General features: G+C 68.0%; 15 protein-coding genes and 1 pseudogene. 9 read left to right on the top strand and 7 right to left on the bottom strand.

Annotated elements, in window-relative coordinates:
• Positions 1-21: 21 nt before the first annotated feature.
• Positions 22-798, top strand: coding sequence for a class I SAM-dependent methyltransferase (locus tag AMK58_RS29255; RefSeq protein ID WP_158283098.1), 777 nt, complete (start codon positions 22-24; stop codon positions 796-798).
• 151 nt (positions 799-949) lie between these two features.
• On the opposite strand, the pseudogene AMK58_RS29250 reads toward AMK58_RS29255, so the two are convergent.
• Positions 950-1,372, bottom strand: a pseudogene (locus AMK58_RS29250) (FkbM family methyltransferase); the annotation flags it as partial.
• Positions 1,373-1,469: 97 nt separating this feature from the next.
• On the opposite strand from AMK58_RS29250, the gene AMK58_RS30800 reads away from it, so the two are divergent.
• On the top strand, positions 1,470-1,634 hold the full coding sequence (locus AMK58_RS30800) for a hypothetical protein (RefSeq protein WP_155903742.1): 165 nt from the start codon (positions 1,470-1,472) through the stop codon (positions 1,632-1,634).
• Here AMK58_RS30800 and AMK58_RS29245 read toward each other — a convergent pair.
• Positions 1,625-4,237, bottom strand: a complete 2,613-nt coding sequence (locus tag AMK58_RS29245; protein ID WP_236778394.1) for a hypothetical protein — start codon at positions 4,235-4,237, stop codon at positions 1,625-1,627. The genes AMK58_RS30800 and AMK58_RS29245 overlap by 10 nt on opposite strands.
• A gap of 220 nt (positions 4,238-4,457) precedes the next feature.
• Between AMK58_RS29245 and AMK58_RS29240 the strand changes: the two genes are divergently transcribed.
• The 4 genes from AMK58_RS29240 to AMK58_RS29225 all read left to right on the top strand — a co-directional run bounded on the left by AMK58_RS29240 (position 4,458) and on the right by AMK58_RS29225 (position 10,951).
• A complete protein-coding gene (locus AMK58_RS29240) occupies positions 4,458-6,854 on the top strand; it encodes a glycosyltransferase family protein (RefSeq protein ID WP_236778393.1) in 2,397 nt (798 codons plus the stop codon).
• Between the two features lie 100 nt (positions 6,855-6,954).
• Positions 6,955-8,034 (top strand): NAD-dependent epimerase/dehydratase family protein, encoded by a 1,080-nt coding sequence (locus tag AMK58_RS29235; RefSeq protein WP_059399848.1) that lies wholly within the window; start codon positions 6,955-6,957, stop codon positions 8,032-8,034.
• A gap of 49 nt (positions 8,035-8,083) precedes the next feature.
• Complete coding sequence (locus tag AMK58_RS29230) at positions 8,084-9,154, top strand: NAD-dependent epimerase/dehydratase family protein (RefSeq protein WP_035683210.1); 1,071 nt, start codon at positions 8,084-8,086, stop codon at positions 9,152-9,154.
• 63 nt (positions 9,155-9,217) lie between these two features.
• Positions 9,218-10,951, top strand: coding sequence for a B12-binding domain-containing radical SAM protein (locus tag AMK58_RS29225; protein WP_059399847.1), 1,734 nt, complete (start codon positions 9,218-9,220; stop codon positions 10,949-10,951).
• A gap of 19 nt (positions 10,952-10,970) precedes the next feature.
• Here the strand turns inward: AMK58_RS29225 and AMK58_RS29220 are convergent, their stop codons facing one another.
• Positions 10,971-13,364 (bottom strand): glycosyltransferase, encoded by a 2,394-nt coding sequence (locus AMK58_RS29220; protein ID WP_059399846.1) that lies wholly within the window; start codon positions 13,362-13,364, stop codon positions 10,971-10,973.
• Between the two features lie 223 nt (positions 13,365-13,587).
• On the opposite strand from AMK58_RS29220, the gene AMK58_RS29215 reads away from it, so the two are divergent.
• The 3 genes from AMK58_RS29215 to AMK58_RS29205 all read left to right on the top strand — a co-directional run bounded on the left by AMK58_RS29215 (position 13,588) and on the right by AMK58_RS29205 (position 18,960).
• Positions 13,588-16,932 (top strand): carbohydrate-binding domain-containing protein, encoded by a 3,345-nt coding sequence (locus tag AMK58_RS29215; protein WP_051141001.1) that lies wholly within the window; start codon positions 13,588-13,590, stop codon positions 16,930-16,932.
• Positions 16,933-17,285: 353 nt separating this feature from the next.
• Positions 17,286-18,098 carry an amino acid kinase family protein gene (locus tag AMK58_RS29210; RefSeq protein WP_035683216.1) on the top strand — a complete coding sequence of 271 codons (813 nt, stop codon included), beginning with the start codon at positions 17,286-17,288 and terminating at the stop codon, positions 18,096-18,098.
• Between the two features lie 13 nt (positions 18,099-18,111).
• Positions 18,112-18,960, top strand: a complete 849-nt coding sequence (locus AMK58_RS29205; protein WP_035683218.1) for an amino acid kinase family protein — start codon at positions 18,112-18,114, stop codon at positions 18,958-18,960.
• Between the two features lie 85 nt (positions 18,961-19,045).
• On the opposite strand, the gene AMK58_RS29200 is transcribed toward AMK58_RS29205, so the two are convergent.
• The 4 genes from AMK58_RS29200 to AMK58_RS29185 form a co-directional block, all read right to left on the bottom strand.
• Positions 19,046-19,336 carry a hypothetical protein gene (locus AMK58_RS29200; RefSeq protein WP_035683219.1) on the bottom strand — a complete coding sequence of 97 codons (291 nt, stop codon included), beginning with the start codon at positions 19,334-19,336 and terminating at the stop codon, positions 19,046-19,048.
• 290 nt (positions 19,337-19,626) lie between these two features.
• Positions 19,627-20,835 (bottom strand): glycosyltransferase family 4 protein, encoded by a 1,209-nt coding sequence (locus AMK58_RS29195; protein ID WP_059399845.1) that lies wholly within the window; start codon positions 20,833-20,835, stop codon positions 19,627-19,629.
• Positions 20,836-20,900: 65 nt separating this feature from the next.
• The gene (locus AMK58_RS29190) at positions 20,901-21,593 is read right to left on the bottom strand and encodes a TVP38/TMEM64 family protein (protein ID WP_035683223.1); all 693 of its coding nucleotides are present in this window, start codon (positions 21,591-21,593) and stop codon (positions 20,901-20,903) included.
• 523 nt (positions 21,594-22,116) lie between these two features.
• Positions 22,117-22,695, bottom strand: a complete 579-nt coding sequence (locus AMK58_RS29185; RefSeq protein ID WP_035683225.1) for an NUDIX hydrolase — start codon at positions 22,693-22,695, stop codon at positions 22,117-22,119.
• Positions 22,696-22,759: the final 64 nt, after the last annotated feature.

Below are 22,759 nucleotides of genomic sequence, written 5' to 3'. Positions count from 1 at the left end.
GCTTTCCACGGACCCTTGCCCGTGATAGAGCACACGGGCGGCGGCCTCGGCACCGCCGCGACGGAGGGAACCCACGGCATGAAGGCAAACAACTACTTCCTCAAGGCGGGCTACGTCTCGCTGACGGCGGTGGAGACCGTCGAGGCCGAGCCGGGGGACTACTGGACGCCGTGGCGCATCGAGATGGCCTCGATCTACCAGTGGCACGTCTACGAGGCGGCCCGGGATGTGGCGCGGGGGATGCCGGAACGGCCGCATGTGCTCGACGTGGGCTGCGGCTATCCCATCAAGCTGCACCGGCTCCTGGCGCCGGCGTCGGCGTCGGCGTCGGTCACCGTCGTCGACCAGCCGACGCTTGCCGGGCGCATCGCCGCCGACTTCCCGGAACTGCGCTTCGTTCCGGTCGATCTGGAACGGCCCGACGCCGACCTCGGCGCGCGCTTCGGGCTGGTGATCTGTTCGGACGTGCTGGAGCACCTGCTCGACCCGGACCCCTGCGTGGCGTTCATCAAGCGTCACCTCGCCCCCGGCGGCGTGGCGGTCTTCTCCACGCCGGAGCGCGACATCCTGCGGGGGCGGGACTGCCTGCGCTCGCCCAAGCCCGAACATGTGCGCGAGTGGAACCGGGAGGAGTTCGTCCGCTACATCGAGAGCCACGGCTTCCGCACGCTGCGCTCGCTGCTGATGCCGCAGGCCCGCTTCACGCCCGAGCAGCTCGCCGCCTGCCGGGAGGCGCCGCCCGACAGCCGCGACTGCTTCGCCTGCCACACCCTGATCGCCGAACCGACGGCGCCGTAGCGGCCATGGCCGGCGGTCGCGGCGTCCCGCACGCGGTACAGGACGCCGCTTGGTCACACGAAACTTGGAAAAACCAAACTTTCCATTCCGCTCAACACGGCTCGCTTCTGCCCAACCACCGGCGTCACGTTTCTGCGCCGTTTGCCTCCGTTCAACGGAACGAGGGGTAGAGGGCTTCCGGACGCTCCTTGCGCACGAAGAAGAAATCGACCTGCCAGAACGCTCGATCATGGTCACGGTACATCGGTTCAGCCATGTCGATGCAATGAAAGCCCAGGCTCTCCACATGCTGGCACATGGCAGGAAAGCGCCGGCTGTCCTCCCCGTAATTGTACATTTCGATCACCAGCAGGTCGCAGTTCTCCAGGACCCGGTGGGCCCCGGCCAGGATTTCGCGTTCTGTGCCATGCGTGTCGAGCTTCACCAGGAAGGGTCCTTCAAAGCTGAGCCGTTCCACCTCACGGTCCAGGGAAACCTGCCGGACGGTCCATTGGGGTGCGCCGGCGTTGGGCATGGCCGTGCCACCGAACGGATCATCGACGGAATTGGTGAACGACGTCTCGCCATCCTCCGCCCCGGCCGCGGCAAGCGTGTAGGTCCGGTACCACGACCGCCAGCTCGGTGCCGGTGACCGTTACATCAATGAGGTGGATGCCTCCTTTACAGAGGCCATGGCCGCCCGTCGGGCGGCGGTCTGGGCCGAATACCGGCTTCTGTCGTCGCCAAAGGACCTGGGCGGCCTGGCCGCCCATGGCTTCACGGGACCGGTCGTGCAATTCGTCGAGAGCCTGGGCGTCTGGAAGCGCCTGCACCGCTTTCCCTTCGCTCAACGCTGAGGATGCCCTTCCTTGCGCAGGAACCAGACCGAACAGGTGCGATGCCCGTGATCGTCGCGCGTCACCAGATGCGGCCGGCGCTCCGAATCCTCTCCCCGCACGGCGATCCGGTCCAGTGTGGCGTCGCTCAGGCTCCAGTCCACTCCCCCGCACGACACCAGCCCGCTCCTGTCCGCAAGGATGCGCATCACCGCGGCGAGCCGGCCCGGAGCGGGACGATCCCTCCGCCCCCGCCGATCGAGAGCGGTCTCGACGGAGCAGGCGATGACTCCGCCTTCGACCAATCTGCGCGCAGCATGGCGCAGAAGAGAGTCGGCCTGCCGCAATCCGGCTGCCAGGAGGGTGTTCTGCGGAATGAAGACGGCATTCCATGACCGGTCCGGCGATAGGGAGGCCGGATCGGGGTGGATGGACATCCGATCCGCCCAGCGCATCCGCCGCCGCGCCAGCCAGCCAGCCTCATGCCCCTGGAGGTCGATGACATCCACTCCGGCGGTCCGGAGGGACAGGAAATGGCCCAGCCCGTCCGGCGCCCGGCTGATGACCGCACAGCGGGCATCATGCCCGATCACACCAAGCCGCCCCATCCCGTACAGCATGTGAGTGCGTTCCCACACCCCGCGGCTGCGCTTGAAATAGGCGTAGGTGGACGCCCGGAAAGGCAGGCCGTCACGCGTGAACTCTTCGGCGACGGTCCGCCAGTGGGCATCCTCCCAATCCTCCGCCGCGCAGAGCTTGTTGAGCAGCGGCGGGCCAGGGGGCCTGGAAGAAGAGACGATGAGAGGATCGATGCGCTCCCGCAATGCACGGCTCGGCCGGTTCTGTTCGATCCAACGTCTCCGCTCCCGCCGCACCGGTTCAGGCACCGCCGCTCCAACAACGTCCAGCAACGCCAGAGCGACCGCCGTGCAGCGGTGCGGCTCGACGATGTCCGGCCCATTGGCGGCAAGGATGAGATCCAGATCGCCGCGCGCGATCTCGACCTCCTGCCGGTCGATGGGAAAGGCCCGGCCCAGGGCCGCTCCGAGCCGCCGCCCGGTCTCATCCCCCGCCCCGTCGGACCGGACGGCGAGCCCCGTGCGGCGGACCTGTCCATGGCGGACGCGCGTGCTGAACATCGTGTGCGTGAACATGACCCGCTCTCCGAAGCGCATGCCGAAGAACGTGTTGACCGCAGGCACGCCAATGAAACGCCTCGGCGTGCCCTTGCCCGCCGCGAGGCGTTGGCGCTCCCGTTCCGTCTGCTGAATGAAGAGGCCGTAGATCAGGCCGAGTTGCCTCAGCCCTTCCTCCGGAATCCCCTCAAAGCAGGGGCAGGGGTCCTGGGCAAGCCAGACGTCATCCAGGGCGAATTCGAACAGAAACAGAGAGGCCCGGCGGTCGAGTTCCAGCGCGTCGACGGCTTCCACGCCGGGGACTTCATCCAGAATCACCCCACCTTCGGGCACCAGAACCGCCTCGCCATGGCCGAGTGCCCGCCAAGCCCGCAGCGTGCGTTCGAACATCCCGCGGTGGCTGCCGACATAGGCCAGCACCGCATCCGGCGGCGCCGTCGCCAGGAGATCCGCGACATAGGGAAGCGCGTGATCCGGATCGAGCCGCAAACGGAAACGGGCACTGAAATTGGTGAAGTCGTTCCATGCCTCGCGCCCGGGATCGTCCTGCGCCGGCAGGCTCTCTTCCAGGGCGGCGGGCAGGAGGCCGGAAGGGGGGGCGTCCGCGTGGAATTCCTCCAGTTCATGGCGCGCCAGCCCCCAACGCTCCGCCTGTTCGGGCAGGTCATCCCGAACGACACGGTCGATGTAGCGCACCGGATCGTTCATGACCGTGTCGTCGCGATGGATCGCGGTGGGAAGACGGGTGTGGCCACAATGATAGGCCAGGACTTGGCCCGATAAGGAATCGACACGCCCATACCGGCGGTGCAGCCGGTGGCACAGGTTCATGTCGACGTTCCACCCCGCCAGCATGTCCTCGTTGAAGCCGTGAATCGCGAACAGATCCGACCGGAGGGCAAGTTGGAAGTCTCCGATGCCGTCAAAGCGCGTGATCGGATCGGTGTGCACCAATTCGTTCAGGTGGAAACGCGCGCCCCACCAGCGGAACCGTTCGATCGCCAAGCGGGGATCGCGGCGGTCCAGGGACTCCCACAACGATTCCGGCACTTCGAAACGCGGCACCTGATAGAAACCGTCGGGTAACCCGTCCACCAGTTCTGACAGGGAACGGCCCCCATCCCGGCGGAGGAAAACCATGTCGGTGTTTGTGGACAATATCCAGCGGTTGCGCGGATTGGAGCGGCGCAAGCCCACGTTCCGGGCGACCGATTCTACGGTCGCATAGCTGGTCCGGTCGGCGAAAAGGGCATGCAGCGTCGGACGAACGCGAACGACACGCAACATCCCCCGGCAGCGCCCGGTCAACGTATCGAGAATCGCTTCGACGAAGGTCGGCAAATCGTCAGGCGTGTTGTAATCGACAAAGATGATTTCATCGCCGGGAGCGGTCATAACCTCTGCGATGCTGTTGAGGCTAAGAGCGGCGCGTTTGTGCAGATTATAGCCGTGCGAGTCGTTCCTACCGTAGACAATGACGGAAATCATGAAATATCACCGGCTCTACAAAACAAGACGGCAGGCTTTCTGTAAGAAAGGCCACAGCCAACCCGCCACACCTACCAACTTCTGAAACAAAATCCCGAGCTACGCAACCCATCTTTGAAAAGACGCAAGAAGCGGTTGTCCTTAATATTTTTGCCTTGACCTCCAGCAAAACCAGTCGGAGGGTGGCCGAACTTTCCCCTGCGCCCTTCCCGGATTCTCGATGCCGATCCCTTCACCGCTGGGTCCGGATGACATGGCCCGCTATGCCCAGGCCGCCGTCATCTTCGTCGCGCAGGACGGGTTCAAACTGGCGCCGGCCCGCGTGCGCGCCTACAGCTTCGCAAAGCTGGTCAACCAACGCGGCATCCGCGCGGAAGTGCTGTCCTTCTTCGATCATCTGGGCGCGGCGGAACAGGGCGGACCGGTGGCCGGTCTGGCGGAGGAGGAAAAGCTCCGCCTGAATCTGGCGGCCTTCGAGGTGTTGTCCCAGAATCCGCGGGCGCTGCTCTACGTGCAGAAGGCTGGCTACCACGCCATCGCCTGCCTGATGGCGGCAGCCCGCAACGGCAACCGGATCGTGCTCGACTACGACGACTACGATCTGGGCAACCAGCCGTTCCGCCGGATCGAACCCTGGCTGCCGTCGTTGAAGCCAGAGGAGTTTCTCGGTCGCTTCGCCGCTCGGGCGCAGGCCTGCGTGGCGTCGAGCCGGCGCATCCTCGACCTTCTCGCACCATTCAACCCAAACACCCACCTCGTCCACACGGTGGCGGACCGGGACGTCTTCAATCCGAGCCGCCGCGGCGAGCCGCGCCGGCGTTTCGGCGATTCCGTGAACATCTTGTGGTGCGGGGACGTGTGGGGCGACATCCCCATGAGGGACATCGTCTTCGGCGTCGACGCCTTCGCCCTGGTACCAAGCCGCATCCGCGGCAAGGCCCGTTTCCACATCATAGGCTTCGGCCGCGCCTGGGAGGAGTTGAAGCGGCGCCTGCGGCAACGCCACCCGGAGATGGACAATTTGGTCTTCCACGAGCACATCCCCCCGGGCGAGTTTGGTGCGGTGCTCAACGAGATGGACATCGGCGTGCTGCCCTACGCCGACAACGCGTTCAACGCGTCGAAAAGCCCGACCAAGATGTTCGAGTACATGCTGGCCAAGGTGGCGATCTGCGCCACGCCGGTCGGCGAGGCCGTCCACTGCCTGGAGGACGGCACTTCGATCCTTCTCGGCAAGGAGTTGGAAGATTTCTCCGCCCGGCTGGCGACGCTGATCGGCGACGACGGCAAGCGCCGGAGCGTGGCCGAGGCCGCCTATGAACGGGCGCTCGCCGACTACACGCTGGAGGCCGTCGGCGACCGGCTGACGGACATCATCCGGCAGGCCATGGCGCCGGACGCATCGGCCAGCCCGGCGGGGGTGCCGCTCGAAGCCTTCATGCGGCAGGCCCTTGGCCGCCGGCTGGCGATGCCCTCGCGCGAGGTGGCGCTCGCCCGCGCGGACCTGAAGGCGGCTACGGCGGCCTCCGACCTCGCCGCCGTCGATCCACGCCGCTGGTCGGCCCCGCTGCTGGCCCTGTTGGATTGGCCGGGCGCCGCGCGGAGCGAAGGCGTGTCCGAAGAGGCGCTGACCCGCGTCCGGGACGCGGCGCTCCGCCACCGCAACGCCCGCCGTCTGCGCCCGCGTCTGCGCATCGCCACGACGGAACGGCCGGCCGGGCCGCCGCTCCTCGGCAAGCTGGCCGCGTCGGAGGACTGGGAGGACCCGGCTTGGTTCGCCTGGGCGCAACGCTTCAAGACGAACTGCGGAACCTTTCACGTCAGCGCGGCCGACAACATCGCCGACTTCGAGGCGGTGCGGGACGACGAACTGCTCAACCACGTCTACAGCTACTTCAAGCGCAGCCGGGGAACCTGGGAGCGCGTGCATCTCCTGTACGGGCTCGACCGGCTGGGGCTGCTCGACGGGACGGCCCGGATGCTGGCCGTCAGCACCGCGGTCGACGGCTTTTATCTCACCCTGACGGAATGGGTCTCCTGCGTGGATGTGCTGGACATCGGTGCCGATGCCACGGCGCGGGCGGAGCGCGCGGCGGCGGGCGAGATGGACACTTGGCTGCTGAAGCCCCGTCTGTTCCACCGCGACCGGATCGCCATCCACCACGGCCTGTCCGGGCCCCGTCCCGAAGCCGCCGGGGAACGGCCCTGGAACGCGGTCCTCCTGCTCCAGGATGCGATCTTCGATCCGGCGGCCGGCGATGTGCTTGCCTGGGCGGACGAGCGGCTGGCGGACGGCGGCGTTCTGGCCATCATGGGCCGGCTGCGCCTCGACGGCGGCACGGATGTGGTCGGCCTCGGCCCCGAACTGGCCGGAGACGGGCTCGCAGCCCTGTTCGCACGGCACACGGGTTTCGAACTGCTGGGCGGCTTCGATGCGTCGCTGAGCGACGCGACTCTGGACCGGATCGTGAGGACCGGCACGCCCGGCGCGGAGAACCCGCATCTGGTGGCGCTGACCGGCGACACCCTGCACGCCTCCGTGGTCTGGTTCTGCCGCAAGGCGAGTCCCACGGCACCCGGCGGCTGGGCACGGCTGGCCGCGGCGCTGCGCGCCTGACGCGAAAGCCTCGGCGGCATGCAGGATTTGAGGCTTTGTTAACCGCCCCCCTTCGATCATCGACCCATTCCGCCGCAAGATATCTGGACAACACCCCATCATGAACGCCACACGCCCTTGCAGGATCGTCGTCACGGGCGGGGCGGGATTCGTCGGCTCCAATCTTGCCCTTCTGTTCAAGCGCGACCGGCCCGAAGCCGAGGTCGTCGCCTTCGACAACCTGCGCCGGCGCGGCTCCGAACTGTCCTTGGAGCGCCTGCGCGCGGGCGGCGTGCGCTTCGCCCATGGCGACGTTCGCAACCCGGAGGATCTGGAGGAACTCGGCGTCTTCGACCTGCTGCTGGAATGCTCCGCCGAGCCGTCGGTGCACGCCGGCTACGACGGCAGCCCGGCCTACGTCATCAACACCAACCTCGTCGGCACGGTGAACTGCCTGGAGGCGGCGCGGCGCCACGGCGCCGACATGGTGTTCCTGTCCACCAGCCGCGTCTATCCCATCGACCCGCTGCGCCGGCTGCCGCTAGAGCGCGCCGCCACGCGGCTGGTGCTGCCGGGCGGCGCCGCCGGGCCGGGCTGGTCGGCGGCGGGCATCGCGACGGGCTTTCCGATGCCGGGCAGCCGCTCCATCTACGGCGCCACCAAGCTGGCGTCGGAGCTGATGATCGAGGAATACGGCGCCATGTACGGCCTGCGCGCCGTGATCAACCGGTGCGGCGTGCTGACCGGACCCTGGCAGATGGGCAAGGTCGACCAAGGCGTCGTCGTGCTGTGGGCGGCCCGGCACCTGTATGGCGGGACCCTGTCCTACAGCGGCTTTGGCGGCGAGGGGCTTCAGGTGCGCGACATGCTGCACGTCGCCGACCTGTACGACCTGCTGAGGGTGCAGGTGGCCGGCATGGACCGGTTCAAGGGCCGCGTCTTCAACGTGGGTGGCGGGCCGGAGGTGAGCGTGTCGCTGGCCGAGCTGACCGCGCTCTGCGCGGAACGCGCGGGCCGGACCATCCCCATCGCCGCCAGTCCGGAAACCCGCGCCGCCGACATTCCCTGGTACGTGACCGACAACGCGGACGTCACGCAAGCGACCGGCTGGCGCCCACGACGGACGCCTGGCGCCATCATGGACGAGCTTTTCGGCTGGCTGGACGCCAACCGGCGCATCCTGGAACCGATTCTGTTATAGACGACGCTCGGTGGTCACACCGCCCCATTCTTCCGAGGAGACTTCCCTCATGTCCGTCGTCATCGTCACTGGGTCCGCCGGCCTGATCGGCGCCGAAGCCGTCGGCTTCTTCGCGGAAAAGGGCTTCGACGTCGTCGGTGTGGACAACGACATGCGCCGCTACTTCTTCGGCGACGAGGCGAGCACGGCCTGGAGCCGGGAACGGCTGGAGAAACGGCACCCGTCCTACACGCACGTTACCGCGGACATCCGCGACCAGGACGCCATCGACGCGCTGTTCGCGCGCTACGGTGCCTCCATCGCGCTGGTGATCCACACGGCGGCCCAGCCCTCGCACGATTGGGCGGCGCGGGAGCCCTTCACCGACTTCTCGGTCAACGCCAACGGCACGCTGAACATTCTGGAGGCCGCTCGGCGCCATTGCCCGGACGCGCCCTTCATCTTCACTTCCACCAACAAGGTCTACGGCGACACGCCCAACGCCCTGCCGCTGGTGGAACTGGAAACCCGTTGGGAACTGGACCCGTCCCACCCCTGGGCCGCCCACGGCATCCCGGAGGCGATGAGCATCGACCAGACCAAGCACAGCCTGTTCGGCGCCTCCAAGGTCGCCGCGGACGTGATGGTGCAGGAATACGGGCGCTATTTCGGCATGAAGACCGCCTGCTTCCGCGGCGGCTGCCTGACCGGGCCGGGCCATTCCGGCGCCCAGCTCCACGGTTTCCTGGCCTACCTGATGAAATGCGCGGTCACCGGCACGCCCTACCGGGTGTTCGGCTACAAGGGCAAGCAGGTGCGCGACAACATCCATTCCTTCGATCTGGTGAACGCCTTCTGGCATGTCTTCCAGAAGCCGCGCAGCGCCGAGGTCTACAACATCGGCGGCGGGCGCCATTCCAACTGCTCGATGGCGGAGGCCATCACGAAGGCCGAGCAGTTGACCGGCCGCCCGATGGCCTGGAGCTACGACGAAACCAACCGGATCGGCGATCACATCTGGTGGATCAGCGACATCCGGCGTTTCCAGGAGCATTATCCGGACTGGTCGCTGACCCGCGACATCGATGGCATCCTGGCCGAGATTCACGCCGAAATGACCGACCGGTTCGCCCGCCAGTGATTGCCCACCCGTGACGGTTGGCCCGAGAATGACGATCCGCGGGGAGCGGTGGAAGGAAGCGCGATGAAGGTCCTGTTCAGCAATCCGCCCTGGTGGATCAAGCGGTTCGAGTTCGCGGGCGACGACGCCCCGGCCTCGGCCTGGTTCAGCGGCGTGCGCGCCGGCTCGCGGTGGCCGCACACCAACCAAGCCCACTCCGCGCCCGGCAACTTCGTGTTCGGGGAGTATCTGCCCTATCCCTTCTTCATGGGCTACGCCGCGACCTACGCCGCCAAGGCCACGGGCGCCAAGGTGACGTTCCGCGACTCCATCGCGCTGCGGGAGTCCTACGACAGCTATTTCCAGCATCTGCGGGAGGAGCGGTACGAGTACATCTTCATCGAGACGGCGACGCCCTGCTGGGATCACGACCAGACCATCGTGCGGCGCGTCAAGGAGATCCTGCCCGACACCAAGATCGTGCTGACCGGCGCCATGTCCGCCAAGGGCGAGGCGGTGATGGAGCAGTTCCCCATCCACGCCGTCATTCAGGGCGAGTACGAGAAGGGCAGTGTGCGCGTGCTGAACGGCGCGTCGGGTGTGCTGCCCCACGAATTGCTGACGGTGGCGGAGATGAACGCCGCGCCCTACCCCTACTTCGACGACGTCATCGCCCACCGCTATTGGGACGTGAACCCCGCCGGGCAGAAGGCGCCGCAGCTCCAGGTCTGGGCCAGTCGCGGCTGCCCCTACAAGTGCATCTTCTGCGTCTGGCCGGCAACCATGACCGGCAACGACCCGGACGGCACCGGCAAGCGCTCGGTCCGCTTCTACGAGCCGGACTATGTGGAAGGGATGCTGCGCGAGCTGGTCGAGCGCTACGGCTACCGGTCCATCTACTTCGATGACGACACCTTCAACCTCGGCGACAGGCACGTGCTGGGGATCTGCGAGGTGATGACCCGCATCGGCCTGCCCTGGTCGGCCATGTGCCGCGCCGACACCATCAAGCTGGAGACGTGGCGGGCCATGCGCGACAGCGGCTGCTTTGGCGTCAAGCTGGGCTTCGAGAGCGGCAACCAGTGGGTCAACGACAACATCGTCAACAAGCGCCTGAACCTGGAGACCGCGCGCACTGCGGTGCATGAGATCAAGCGGCTGGGCATGACGGTCCACGGCACCTTCACCTATGGCCTGCCGGGCGAGACGCGCGAGCAGATGCAGGACACCAAGTCCTACATCGCCAGCCTGCCGCTCGACACCTTCCAGGAGACGGGCTGCGGCGAGATCGAGGGCACGCCCATGTCCACCCTGCGGGAGAAGGGCCACCTTGACCGCTACGCGGGGGCGGCGCTCGACGAGCAGTATCTCTACGTGCCCGACGGCGGCGAGAAGATGCGCCGCCTGTCCGAGGGCGACCTCGCCATCGGGGCCGACAAGGCCAAGAGCAGCTCCGACTACCTGATCCGCCAATGGCGCGCGCTGGGTGCCGCGGTGACCGGGGCGGCGGCGGACGGCCCGGTGGCCCTGTGGGGCGTCGGCACCGACTTCTTCGAAACGTTGGGGCAGGTGCCGGCGCTGAAGCCGCTCATCACGGAGGGCCGCGTGCGGCTGTTCGACGGCAAGCTGGCCGGCCAGTCGCTGGACGGCGCCCCGGTGGAAGCCCCCGCCGCCCTGCCCGGCTTCGCGGGGCCGGTCTTCCTGACGCCGCGCATCGTCTCCTCCCGCACGGCGATGCGGCAGGACGCGGCGCGGCTGGGAATTCCCGCCGCCGCCCTGCGCGATCTCTACGACGACGCGCCCGTTCTGGCGGAGTGAAACCGGACGGAGAGGCTGGTCAGGCCAGGAACCGGGCCAGCCTCTCCCACCCGCCGTCCGGGGTATCGGCCCGCTTGCGGGCGAACCAGACGGCGGGGGCGTGCAGGGCCTCGCCGGTGCGGGCGGCGAAGTTCGGGTTTCCCGAACCCGGCGCGCCGGTCGTCACGAAGCGGTCGAGCGTGGCGTCGCTGAGCGACAGGTCCACCGGCCCTGTCAGTTCCAGCCCGATGTCCGACAAGGCGTCTCCCAGGCCCTCAGCCTGACGCGGGGTGAGCCCCGGCACGCCCGGGCGGCCATTCAGCCGGATCTCCGCCGAGAAGGCCATCACCCCGCCCGGCGCCAGACGCCGGTCGATCCAGGCCAGCAACTCCGCCGTCCGCCCCTCCGCCGCCAGGCGCGGCAGCGTGTTCTGCGGCAGGACGGCGGCGTCCCACGGCGCGTCGGCGAACAGATCCCGCCCCGGCATCCCGTGATGGATCGCGATGCGGTCGCGGTGGAAACGGCGCGGCTTGGCGAGCCAGGGGTCACGGTCGCCGCGCGCCACCCGCTCCGCGTGGGCCGCCGCCCCGGGCCCGACATCGACCACCCCGACGCACCGCGCCAGCTCGGTCAGCATGAGGTAGAAGCCGTCCACCTCGGCGCTCAACACCAGGGCGCGGGACGGTCGCTCCAGCAGACCCAGCCGGTCGAGGCCGTAGAGGAACTGCGCGCGCTCCCAGGTGCCGCGGCTGCGCTTGAAGAAATTGTCGATGTTGTTGCGCGCGTCCTCGTCGCGGCGGCGCTCCGCGTCGGCGTCGTCGATATAGGGGGCCTGGAAGGTCGAGACGTTGGTCCGCACCCGCACCGCCCAGGGCCGCCAGAACGGATCGTCCCAATCCTCCGCCGCGGCGAGCTTGCTGAGAGCCGGAGGGCCGGAAGGCCGTTCCTGCGCCGGCAGGAGGATCTCCGGGCGCAGCCGGGCGGCGTTGCGGTGGCGCGCCGCGGCGGCCTTCAGGGCGGCCACGCGATCCGGCGCCACCCGCTCCACGCTGGTCAGGCCGGGCCAGTCAAGGGCGGCGACCAGCGGTCCGCTCCAGCGGCGCGGGTCGGCGGCCTCAAGGTCCTCGGTGGCCAGCAGGGCTTCCAGGTCGCGGCGCATCAGATGCACCTCGCGCGGGGCCGGCGGGGCGGGCCGGGCGAGGCGGGCGGCCAGGAAATCCTCCAGCGTCGTCACGGCGGGAGCCTCCGACCGATCCCCCGGCTCCAGAAGGCCGCGGACGACGGCCGCCAGCCGCGGGGCGATGCCCTGCAGGGAGAAACGCTCCATCGCCACCCGGTGGGCGGCCTCGGCGACATCCCGGCGGAAGGCGTCGTCGCCGATCAGTCGGGCGAGCGCCGCGGAATAACCTTCCATCCCCTCGGCCAGAAGGCCGGACACGCCGTTCTCCAGGCAGTGCGTCACCTCGCCCACCGGCGTGGCGCAGACCGCCACCTTGGCCAGCAGGAACTCGAACATCTTGGTCGGGCTCTTGGCCACGTTGAACTCGTTGGCCGAGTAGGGCAGCACGCCGATATCCATCTCCCGCAGCACGGCGGGGATCTCGGCCGGCGGGATGAACTCGTGCAGTTCGAGGTTGTGCAGATCCGGAAACCGCTCCCTCAGGCGCCGCTTCAATTCCTCCCAGGCCCGCCCGAAGCCAATGATATGGAAACAGGCGCGGTCGCGCACGGCGCGGGGGACCAGCGCGAAGGCGTCCACCGCGAACAGCACGTCCTTCATGGGGATGTCGCCCCAGAAGTCGCCGGAATACAGAATGTTCACCCGGCTGCCGAAACGGCGGCGCGGCGCGTCCCGCCCGTCCGCGGTGAACAGATCCTGGTCGGCCACCGTGTGGATCAGGTGCGTGTTCGGGTTCAACGGAGCCAGCAGCGTTTCCAGCCGATGGCTGGCCGCCACGCAGGCCCCGGCCCGGTTGGCCACCGTGTGGAAGAGCTGGTCGGGCCGCAGGCTGGGGAACCAGGGCTCCAGCCGGCGGAAGGGCTGCATGTCCAGTTCGTAGTCATCGTAGTCGAGCACGATCCGGTTGCCGCCGCGCTCCGCCGCCAAGGCCGCCGCGAGCGTGTGATAGCCGACCTTCTGCACATAGAGGACCGCCCGCGGGTTGGTCGCCAGCACCCGGTGGGCCTCCAGGTTCAGGCGGATCTTCTCTTCCTCGGGGATGGTGGACAGGGCGCCGGCCTGATCGGTGGCGCCCAGATGGTCGAAGAAGGACAGCACCTCCGCCCGCAGCCCCTGCCGGCGCAGCGCCTTGGCAAAGTTGTAGCAGCGCACCCGCGCGGAGGGCTGCCGATACCCGTCCTGGGCCAGGAAGATGACGTCCGCCGCCGCGTAACGGGCGAGGGCATCCGCGTCGAAGGTCGGCGGCAGGGTCATGGGGACTCGGTGTAGGAGGCGGGAGGGGCACCGCTATCTACCGCCGCTCCGCGAGCCCCGGCAAGCCCTCCCGCATGGGCTGTGACCAGTGTCTTGGCTGTGGCCATTCTGGGACCAATGTCACACACCCAATCGATAGTGGTATGCCAGTTTTGGAGCGCGAGGGAGCATTCCGCAACCCTCGGGACGGGCGGTTTCCCGCCCGCAGGCTCCAGGATCCCGCATGTCCACGTCCCCGCAACGGACCATCGACATCCCGGTCGTCGTGAACGCCTGGGGCGTGTCCGCCGGCCAAGCGCCGCATTTCCGGCTGCTGGTCGATGGCGTGATGATCGGCGAGGCGTGGGTCGCCGCCACCTCCAGCACGCCCTACCGTTTCACCGCCACGCTCGATCCCGATCAGGCCCACCGGATTTCGATCTGGTACGACAACGACGGGGTGGTGAACGGGGTGGACCGCAACCTGTTTGTCGGCTCCATCACCGTCGACGGGCAGGAGGTCAAGTCCACCGACGCGCGCGCCACCTACGACAAGGGCGCGGTGGACGGCAAGGACGTGGTCGCCGGCCAGGTGGGACTCTATTGGGGCGGCCTGCTGTCCTTCGGGCTGGGGGAGGAGATGTTCGGCGGCCCGCTGGTCCGTCCCCCGCCCAAGCCGGAGGAGGTCATCACCCGGCCCATTCCCATCACCGTCGAAGCGGCGCGTGGCGCGTCCGCCACGGGGCCGGTGCGCTTCAAGGTCCTGGTGGATGGCAAGCCGGTGGGGGAGGCGGAGGCCGCATCCGGCACCGCCGAACGCTTCACCTTCGGCGTCACCCTGGACCCGTCCATCGCTCACACGGTGCGGATCCTGCCGGTGGACGGGACACCGGCCGGCGCCCTGGCGCTCGGCGCCGTGACGGTGAACGGCAAGACCCAGGCCCCCCCAGCGCCGTCCAACGACGGCTCCGTCACCCTGGCGGTCGCCGCCCCCGTGTTCCAGGGCAGCGCGTCGGACGCAGCGGCTCCGCAGGGTGACGCCTTCTACGTGGCGAAAAACGGCAACGACGGCTGGTCCGGGCGGCTGGCCAACCCCAACGCCGAGGGCACCGACGGCCCCTTCGCCAGCCTGGAACGGGCGCAGGCGGCCATGCGCGCCGGCACCGTCAAGACCACCTACGTTCGCGAGGGCTCCTACAATCTGACGAACACGCTCACCCTCGGCGCGCCGGACAGCGGCGTCCGCATCCTCGGCTATCCGGGCGAGCAGGCGGTCCTCAGCGGCGGCGAGCGGGTCACCGGCTTCACCTATGAGGGCAACGGCGTCTGGTCGGCCCCCCTGTCCGCGGCACCGGGGCTGGACGTCACCGTCGACGGCGTGCGCTACCGGCTGGCCTCCAAGGGGGCCTACGACCCTCAGGACCCGACCACCGGCTGGTTCGTCGCCGACGCGAGCGCCTATGGCGCCAGCAAGAACGCCCTGCGCTACCACGCGGGCGATGTCACCGCCGCCGATCTGGTGCCCGGCAGCCGGGTCCAGGTCTTCGACACCGAGCGGCTTCAGGACGCGATCCTGACCATCGCCGGCATCGACACGGTGACGCGCACCCTGACCTTCACCGCCGACGCGCCCTTCACCATGCGCGACGGCTCCACCTTCAAGCTGCTGGGCAACAGCGCTCACGTCGATCAGGTTGGGGAGTTCGCCTACCGCGCCTCGGACGGGCGGCTGGTCATCAAGGCGGGGGAGGATTTCACCGGGACCGGGGTGGAGGTCGCCCGGCTTGGCACGCTGCTGCGGCTGAACGGCGCCAACGGGGTGACGGTCCAGGGGCTGACCTTCACCAACACGACGACGGACGGCAACGCGCTGGACGTCCTCAACGGCGACGTCAACACCATCGCCGGCAACGGCTTCGTGAACGTCGGCACCGGCATCCGGCTGACCCAAGGATCGGACCGCAATCTGGTCAGCGACAACTATCTGGACCATCTGGGCATCAACGGCATCGCGCTGACCGGCCAGTCGATCGGCAACACCGTCACCGGCAACCGCATCCAACACATCGGCGAGGTGCGCAAATACGCCGGCGGCATCATGGCGTCGGGGATCAGCGACACGGTGATCTCCCACAACGACATCGACCACAGCTCGCGCTACGGCATCTCGGTCAAGAACTGGGACACCGCGACGATCAGCCTGAACAACGCCATCCTTTACAACCGCGTCCGCAACACGGGGCTGGAGACGGCGGATTCCGGCGGCATCGAGCTGCTCGGGCGGTCGAACCTGAACACCGGCACGCGGATCGAAGGCAACCGGGTCGAGCACACCGGCGGCATCGCCACCACCAGCACCGGCCAGTGGCTGCGCGACTACAAGGGCTACGGCATCTATCTGGACGACCTGACCAGCGGCGTGACCGTCCGGAACAACTTCCTGCGCGACACCGCCTGGGCCGCCGTCATGATCCATGGCGGCCACGACAACACCGTCACCAACAACATCGGCGTGCTGGGCGCCAACGGCGAGAGCTTCATCCGCATCGAGTGGGTGCCCCTGGCCGGAGCGGCGGGGATCCCGGCGAACAACACGGTCACCGGCAACCTCGTGTCGGGGGCGGTGCCGCTCGGCGGCTACGTGACGATCCTGTCGGCGGGGCAGAACGCCATCGACGCCAACTTCCTGCATCAGGTCGGCGCCTACGGGGCGAACGACCGGACCGGCGACCCGCTGTTCGCCGATGCCTACAACCAAGATTACAGCCTGCTGCCGCTGTCCCCGGCTCTGACGGCCGGCCTCCAGGATCTCGCCTGGACGCTGATGGGCATCGTCTCCAGCGGCGGCACGGCGCCCCCGCAGAACGGCGGCGGGACCACTCCCCTGCCCCCTTCCGATCCCCAGGCCAACGAACCCCCCGCCCCGGTGCCGGTGCCGGTGCCCCAGCCCGACAACAGCACACCCGCCGCCCCGCCCGCCCCCTCTCCGACGCCGTCGCCGGCCGCCCCGTCGGTCTCGACGCCGCTCCCCGACCCGGCTCCGGCGCGGCCCTCCGTACCTTTCAGCCGGATCGTGGACGGGGTGCAGACGACGGTGGCGGCCTACGCCTACGAAGGGCCGGTCACCACCCTGCAATGGAGCTTCCTGGGAACCACCGAGGACGAGGTGGTTGGCGGCTCGGACGGCAACGACTTCATCAACCTGATGGGTGGTGACGACGCCGCGTCAGGGGGGGCCGGGGACGACGTTCTGGACGGCGGCTCGGGCTCCAACTGGCTGATCGGCGGGCCGGGCCACGACACCTTCTTCGTGGATGGGCGCGGAGGCGAGGTCACCTGGTCCACGATTGTCGATCTGGAGCGCGGCGAGTGGGCGACCCTCTGGGGGTTCGTGCCCGGCCAGTCCCGGCTGACCTGGGAGGAGATGGGCGGCGCCGAAGGCTACAAGGGCGCCACCGTCCGCTGCGACATCGACGGCAACGGCACCATCGACGCCAGCATGACCTTCACCGGTATGGCGGTGGGCGCCATGACCGTCACCACCGGCATGGCCGGCAGCGAGCCCTACATCGCCTTCATCACCCTGTAGCCGGCTCCCCTCCTTTCCCCATCCTGGCCCAGCATGGGCCGCCGGACCCACTGGCACGCCCCGGCGGATTGAACGGGAGACATGGGAACCAATTCATCGGCGTTATCACCACCCCCTTCATAACGCCATGAAAAACAACATTATTTTTATTTTCCAGGTTGACGTGGAAACGGGAAGGGATCACGGTTCCGTCAACGCTTAATACAAAAGTCAGACTTCCATACGCCGTTCCACGGGATCCACGGAGCGGGATTGCACCCGCTTGCCGCCGATTCCGACGGATGCCCATTTTCTTGGACCGGAAGGACACGGCCCCTTACACACGCCTTCGAACCGAAAGGGAACAGCCCCTCATGACAAGCACGACAGCGGAGCTTGAAGCGCTCCTCATGCAGCGGTCGCTGACCGACGTGCAGCTTCTGGCGGCGGCGGACGCCGCGGCGGACTTCCGCATCCTGCCCAACGCGACGGTGCTCAAGATCGGCGGACAGAGTGTCATCGACCGCGGACGCGCCGCCGTCTACCCGCTGGTCGACGAGATCGTCGCCGCCCGCAAAGAGCACAAGCTGCTGATCGGGACCGGCGCCGGCACCCGCGCCCGCCACATCTACTCGATCGCGGCGGGGCTGAACCTGCCGGCGGGTCTGCTCTCGCAGCTCGGCGGCTCGGTCGCCGATCAGAACGCCGCCATGCTCGGCCAGCTCCTCGCCAAGCACGGCATCTCCGCAGTGGATGGCGCCGGTCTGTCGTCGGTACCGTTATTCCTGGCCGAAGTGAACGCCGTCGTCTTCAGCGGCATGCCGCCCTACAAGCTGTGGATGCGCCCCGCCGCCGAGGGCGTCATTCCGCCCTACCGCACCGACGCCGGCTGCTTCCTGGTGGCCGAGCAGTTCGGCTGCCGGGCGATGATCTACGTGAAGGACGAGAACGGGCTCTACACAGAGAACCCAAAGACCTCCAAGAACGCCACCTTCATCCCGAGGATCTCGGTGGACGAGATGAAGGCGAAGGGGCTGCAGGACTCGATCCTGGAATTCCCGGTGCTCGACCTCCTGAAGAACGCCCGCCACGTCCGCGAGGTGCAGGTCGTCAACGGCCTCGTCCCCGGCAACTTGACCCGCGCGCTCGCCGGCGAGCATGTCGGCACCATCATCACCGCGCGCTGAAGGACCACACGCCATGTCCGACACCCAGCAAAAGAAGCATGCCAACAGCATCAAGCATGTGGCCTCGCCGCTCGCGCGCCAGACCCTTCTCGACGGCAGCCTGACCGCCCCGGTCGCCGGCGTTCGCCCGATCCGCCTGCTGCCCTGGCTCCAGGTCGTGAAGATCGGCGGACGGTCGATCATGGACCGCGGCCACGAGGCGATCCTGCCGATCGTCGAGGAGATCCGAAGCGTCCTTCCCGAACACCGGCTGCTGATCCTGACCGGCGCCGGCATCCGCGCCCGCCATCTCTACAGCGTCGGGCTGGATCTTGGCCTTCCGGTCGGCTCGCTCGCCCCGCTCGCCGCGACCGAGGCCGGGCAGAACGGCCACATTCTGGCCGCGCTGCTCTCGCCCGACGGCGTGTCCTACGTCGAGCACGGCACCATCGCGAACCAGCTCGCGGTCCATTTGTCGGCCGCCCGCGCGGTGGTGGGCAGCGCCTTCCCGCCCTACCACCACCACGAGTTCCCCGGCTCGCGCATCCCGCAGCACCGGGCCGACACCGGCGCATTCCTGCTGGCCGACACGCTGGGTGCTGCCGGGCTCACCATCGTGGAGGATGTGGACGGCATCTATACCGCCGACCCGAACGGCCCCGAAGGCGGCACGGCGGAACTGCTGCGCGAGACCACCGCCGCCGAACTGGCCAAGCGGGACGGCACGCTGCCGCTGGACGGCGCGCTGCTGGAGGTGATGGCGAACGCCCGCCACCTGGAGCGCGTGCAGGTCGTGAACGGGCTGGTGCCGGGCCGTCTGACCGCGGCGCTGCGCGGCGGGCACGTCGGCACCATCATCCGCACCGGCGCCCGGCCGCTCTGAGCGGTTTCAGCCTGGCAGGCAGGAACGGCAAAGGCGTCCGGCGGCGACACCGGACGCCTTTCGTGCAGCGGGCGCCGTCAGGAACTCAGTTGCTCGCCATCGGCTTGCGGGCAGCCTTCTGGACGTCGGCCTTTGCCACGGCCTTCACGGCAGGCGGCGCCATGTCTTCCGAAAACGCCTGCTGAAGCCGGCCCTGCGGGCTCGCCTTCGACGGAAAGGCCACGGGCAGCAGCAGCGCGGCGAAGACGGCGACGGCGATCAGGGTCTTCACGGCTTCCCAGGCGAAACCGCCGCGGCGCGGGGTGTTGGAAACGTCGTCCGCCTCCAGGGCGGTCGCCGAGGCAGCCGGCATCGGCTGGACTGCGGTCATGGACATGGCAGGCACTCATGTTCGGGTTCGCCGGATTGGTACCCACACCATCGCAAGGGTCATGCCATGCCCCGCGCCTCGAACCGACGATTCCCGGACCTTCGTTTGGAAATTATCTCAAAATCAAAACAGTGCCGGGAGTTTCGCCCCGCCGCTGCCCTCGGGGCGGGTGTCACGTTTCGCAAGCGCAAAAACCCCTTTCCGGCCTCTACGCCCGGCAAAAACCTCCCCATGGGCGGCCGCTTCTGCCCACCCGCCAGGAAAATATTGCCGTATGGAGCGGGGTCTTTTCAGCCTCAGGCCATCGCGCGGATCAGCGCGATCTGGCGTTCCAGGCAGTGGGACAGCTCGAACCGCTCCACCGCCGTCTCCCGCGCAGCGCGGGCCAGCGGGGCGAAGGCGCCGGGGTCCTCCAGCACCGCGACGGCCTTGGCGGCGATGTCGTCGGGGGAGAAGAAATCGGCCAGCAGCCCATTCTCGCCGTGCCGGATGACCTCCCGCACCGGGGCGGTGTCGGAGCCGATCACCACGCAGCCGAGCGCCATGGATTCCACCATCGACCAGGACAGGACGAAGGGATAGGTCAGGTAGACGTGCGCCCGCGACAGCCGCAGGACCGACAGATACTGGTCGTAGGGAAGGTGCCCCAGGAAATGGACGCGCGCCGGGTCCAGCGGCACCTCGGCCAACATGGTTTCCCGCCAGCTCTTCCCACCTCCAGGCGGCGCCGAGCCGTAGCTGACCTCGTCGCCGCCGGCGATCAGCACATGGGCCTTGGGCCGCGCCTCCAGGATGCGCGGCAGGGCGCGCATGAAGCTGGGAAAACCGCGGTAGGGTTCCAGGTTGCGCACGGCGTAGGTCAGCACCTCGTCCTGGCGCGTCAGCACCGTGCCGTTGGCCAGGGTGACGCGGATGTCCGGGTCGGGCAGGAGCTGCGCGGTGTCCACCCCGTCGTGGATAACCTCGATCTTCGGGTGGAACGGCGCCGGATGGGAGTTGCGCTGCCACTCGGTCGGGGCGATGCCGCGGTCGCAGGCCTCCAGGGCCAGCAGCAGCGGCGTGCTGCGCATGCGCAGCCGCAGCACCGTGTCCACATTGACCGGGACCGACGGATCGAAGCCGACATCCAGCCCCTGGGCGCGGTAGAAAAACTCGCAGTAGTTCAGGTAGGGGATGTTGGGGAAGACGTCCTTGACGAACAGCGTCTCGCCCCAGCCCGGATGGCCGACGATGACGTCGGGGCGGAAGCCCTCCTCGCGCAGGCCCATCAGCAGCCGGGCGACGGCCTGCCCGTGCAGCACCGCGTTTTCGGTGGATACCAGATAGGGGTGCGCGTTCTCCCGCACCTTGCGGCTGGGCTGGTAGGAAAGGCGGCGGACGTTCGGGATCTCGCGGTCGGTGCGCTTGGTGATGAAGACGACGCGGTTCGCCGGATCGGCGGCCAGACGGGCGGCCAGATGCTTGTACTGGCCCGGCATGTTCTGATGAATGAAGACGATGTTCATGATGCCTCCGCAAGGGCCGCCGGCCGGACCGTCTTGATGAAACTGGGCCGTATGAAACTGGGCCGTCAGGCGCGTCCGGCGCCGAACTTCTCGCGCAGCTTCGGCCCGACCTTCGGCAGCAGAACCGACAGGATCAGCAGGCTGAGCCCGATGACGGTCGGCGCGATCCAGTCCGGTTTGCCGGCCAGGGCGTGGTCGCCCGCGGCGCCAAACTGCACGAAGGCGACGGTCATCGGCAACTGCCCGACCAGCGACCCGAAGGCGTAGGCGCCGAGCCGCACCCGCGTCAGGCCGAGCGCGTAGTTCACCCCGCTGTGCGGCAGCACGGGAACCAGCCGCAGCATGGCGACGGCGCGCCAGCCGCCGGTCTCCAGCCGGCGCAGGACGTCGCCCCAGCGCGCCCGGTCCAGAGCAGGAACCAGCCCGTCGCAGACGTAGCGGGTCAGCAGGAAGCCGGTGGAGGCGCCGATGACGCTGCCCGCTGCCGCCAGCACCCCACCCCACCAGACGCCGAAGACCAGCCCGGCGACCATCGCCATGACGGAGCGCGGGAAGAACAGCAGGCTGGCCAGGATATGCAGGAACAGGAACAGGACCGGTGCCGCGGGGTGATGACGCAGGATGTCCTGGAGCGCGTCCATCCCGAAGGCGCCATGCCATGCCCACCAGGCCCCGGCCCCGCCGAGCAGGAGCAGGACGAGCAGCCCCCGCCCGAGGTTGCGGAGGGTGGACAGGGAGGGCATGCGGCGCTCGGCCATGGTGCGGGCCTTCGGTTCAACGAACGGGGCTTCTATGGTCCGGCTTGCATATCACGGGCGCTACCGTGCCGCGAGAGACGATCGCGCAGGCGCCGGGGCGACGCCCCCGCAAGCCGGAGTCAAGAAAAAGGCCGCAGCCAGGACGGCGCGGCCTTCAAGTCTAGGGAGGAAACGCCCAAAGGGCATCCGGGATTCAATTTATGCTGCAACGCAGCAAAGGTCAAGCCCCTGCTGATCAGTCTTCGCGGAAAAGACGCCGGCCTCTGCCACCCCCTACCCAACCCCTTCGAATGACAGTGTCCGGAAAAAGAAAAGGCTGCAGCCGGTAAGGCGCAGCCTAGTTCTGGGAGGGAGGAAACCAAGAGAACTTGGTGAGGCCATTTATGGGCCAATTTGATTAACAGCGCGTAAACAGGCTATGTATTCCGAAGACATACTCATTTTTTGACAAAGATCAATAAGGTCAAGCTTCCGCTTGGCCGGGGAAAAGCCGGCTTGCTGCACAGTGGCAAGCGAAGCCGCGTCACCGATGCCGGTGGCTGAGCGCTGTCCGGATGTCGTTCTGCCACACCATGCTGACCAGGGCGATCTGGGTGAGCAGGGCGATGTCGCCCTGTCCGACGGCGGTCAGCAGTTCCTCCCGCGTCATGAACAGGATCTCCGTCTCCTCCAGATCGTCGGACACTGCGTCGGCGATCCTGCGGCAACCGGTGGCGTGGAACATGTGGGACACCGCACCGCCCTGATTGGCGTTGACCGTGTAGCCACCAAGCGCCGTCCAATGGTCGGAGACGAAACCGGTTTCCTCCAGAAGTTCCCGCCGGGCTGCTTCCAGCGGGTCTTCATCCGGCGACAGATGGCCGCCAGGAAAGGTCAGATTCACGCGCCGCGGCCCGTGCCGGTACTGACGATAAACGATGGCGCGCCCATCCTCCGTCTCGGCGAAGATGCAGGCAAAGGACGGCATGTCGAACTGGTAGTAGTCCGGGATGACCCGCCCATCGGGCAGTTCCACCGTCTCGACATGGACTTTCAAGAACGGATCGGCGTCGAGCAGTTCACGGCTTTCGAGCACGGTCCACGGGCGCAGGCGGCGCGTCATCCCCGGATCTCCTTCGTCCTGTCCTTGTTTCCGACGCGCTCTGGGTAACGGGCAGGCACCGCTG

This window comes from Azospirillum brasilense (genome assembly GCF_001315015.1).
GTDB classification, from domain to species: Bacteria; Pseudomonadota; Alphaproteobacteria; order Azospirillales; family Azospirillaceae; genus Azospirillum; species Azospirillum brasilense.
The sequence above is the reverse complement of the archived record's forward strand: the minus strand, read 5'-3'. Positions and strand labels throughout refer to the sequence as shown.

Bases quoted from the DNA above. Each gene is read 5' to 3' on its own strand.
- AMK58_RS30800 (WP_155903742.1), top strand. From the start codon at position 1,470: ATGGCCGCCCGTCGGGCGGCGGTCTGGGCCGAATACCGGCTTCTGTCG.
- AMK58_RS29245 (WP_236778394.1), bottom strand. From the start codon at position 4,237: ATGATTTCCGTCATTGTCTACGGTAGGAACGACTCGCACGGCTATAAT.
- AMK58_RS29240 (WP_236778393.1), top strand. From the start codon at position 4,458: ATGCCGATCCCTTCACCGCTGGGTCCGGATGACATGGCCCGCTATGCC.
- AMK58_RS29235 (WP_059399848.1), top strand. From the start codon at position 6,955: ATGAACGCCACACGCCCTTGCAGGATCGTCGTCACGGGCGGGGCGGGA.
- AMK58_RS29230 (WP_035683210.1), top strand. From the start codon at position 8,084: ATGTCCGTCGTCATCGTCACTGGGTCCGCCGGCCTGATCGGCGCCGAA.
- AMK58_RS29225 (WP_059399847.1), top strand. From the start codon at position 9,218: ATGAAGGTCCTGTTCAGCAATCCGCCCTGGTGGATCAAGCGGTTCGAG.
- AMK58_RS29220 (WP_059399846.1), bottom strand. From the start codon at position 13,364: ATGACCCTGCCGCCGACCTTCGACGCGGATGCCCTCGCCCGTTACGCG.
- AMK58_RS29215 (WP_051141001.1), top strand. From the start codon at position 13,588: ATGTCCACGTCCCCGCAACGGACCATCGACATCCCGGTCGTCGTGAAC.
- AMK58_RS29210 (WP_035683216.1), top strand. From the start codon at position 17,286: ATGACAAGCACGACAGCGGAGCTTGAAGCGCTCCTCATGCAGCGGTCG.
- AMK58_RS29205 (WP_035683218.1), top strand. From the start codon at position 18,112: ATGTCCGACACCCAGCAAAAGAAGCATGCCAACAGCATCAAGCATGTG.
- AMK58_RS29200 (WP_035683219.1), bottom strand. From the start codon at position 19,336: ATGTCCATGACCGCAGTCCAGCCGATGCCGGCTGCCTCGGCGACCGCC.
- AMK58_RS29195 (WP_059399845.1), bottom strand. From the start codon at position 20,835: ATGAACATCGTCTTCATTCATCAGAACATGCCGGGCCAGTACAAGCAT.
- AMK58_RS29190 (WP_035683223.1), bottom strand. From the start codon at position 21,593: ATGGCCGAGCGCCGCATGCCCTCCCTGTCCACCCTCCGCAACCTCGGG.
- AMK58_RS29185 (WP_035683225.1), bottom strand. From the start codon at position 22,695: ATGACGCGCCGCCTGCGCCCGTGGACCGTGCTCGAAAGCCGTGAACTG.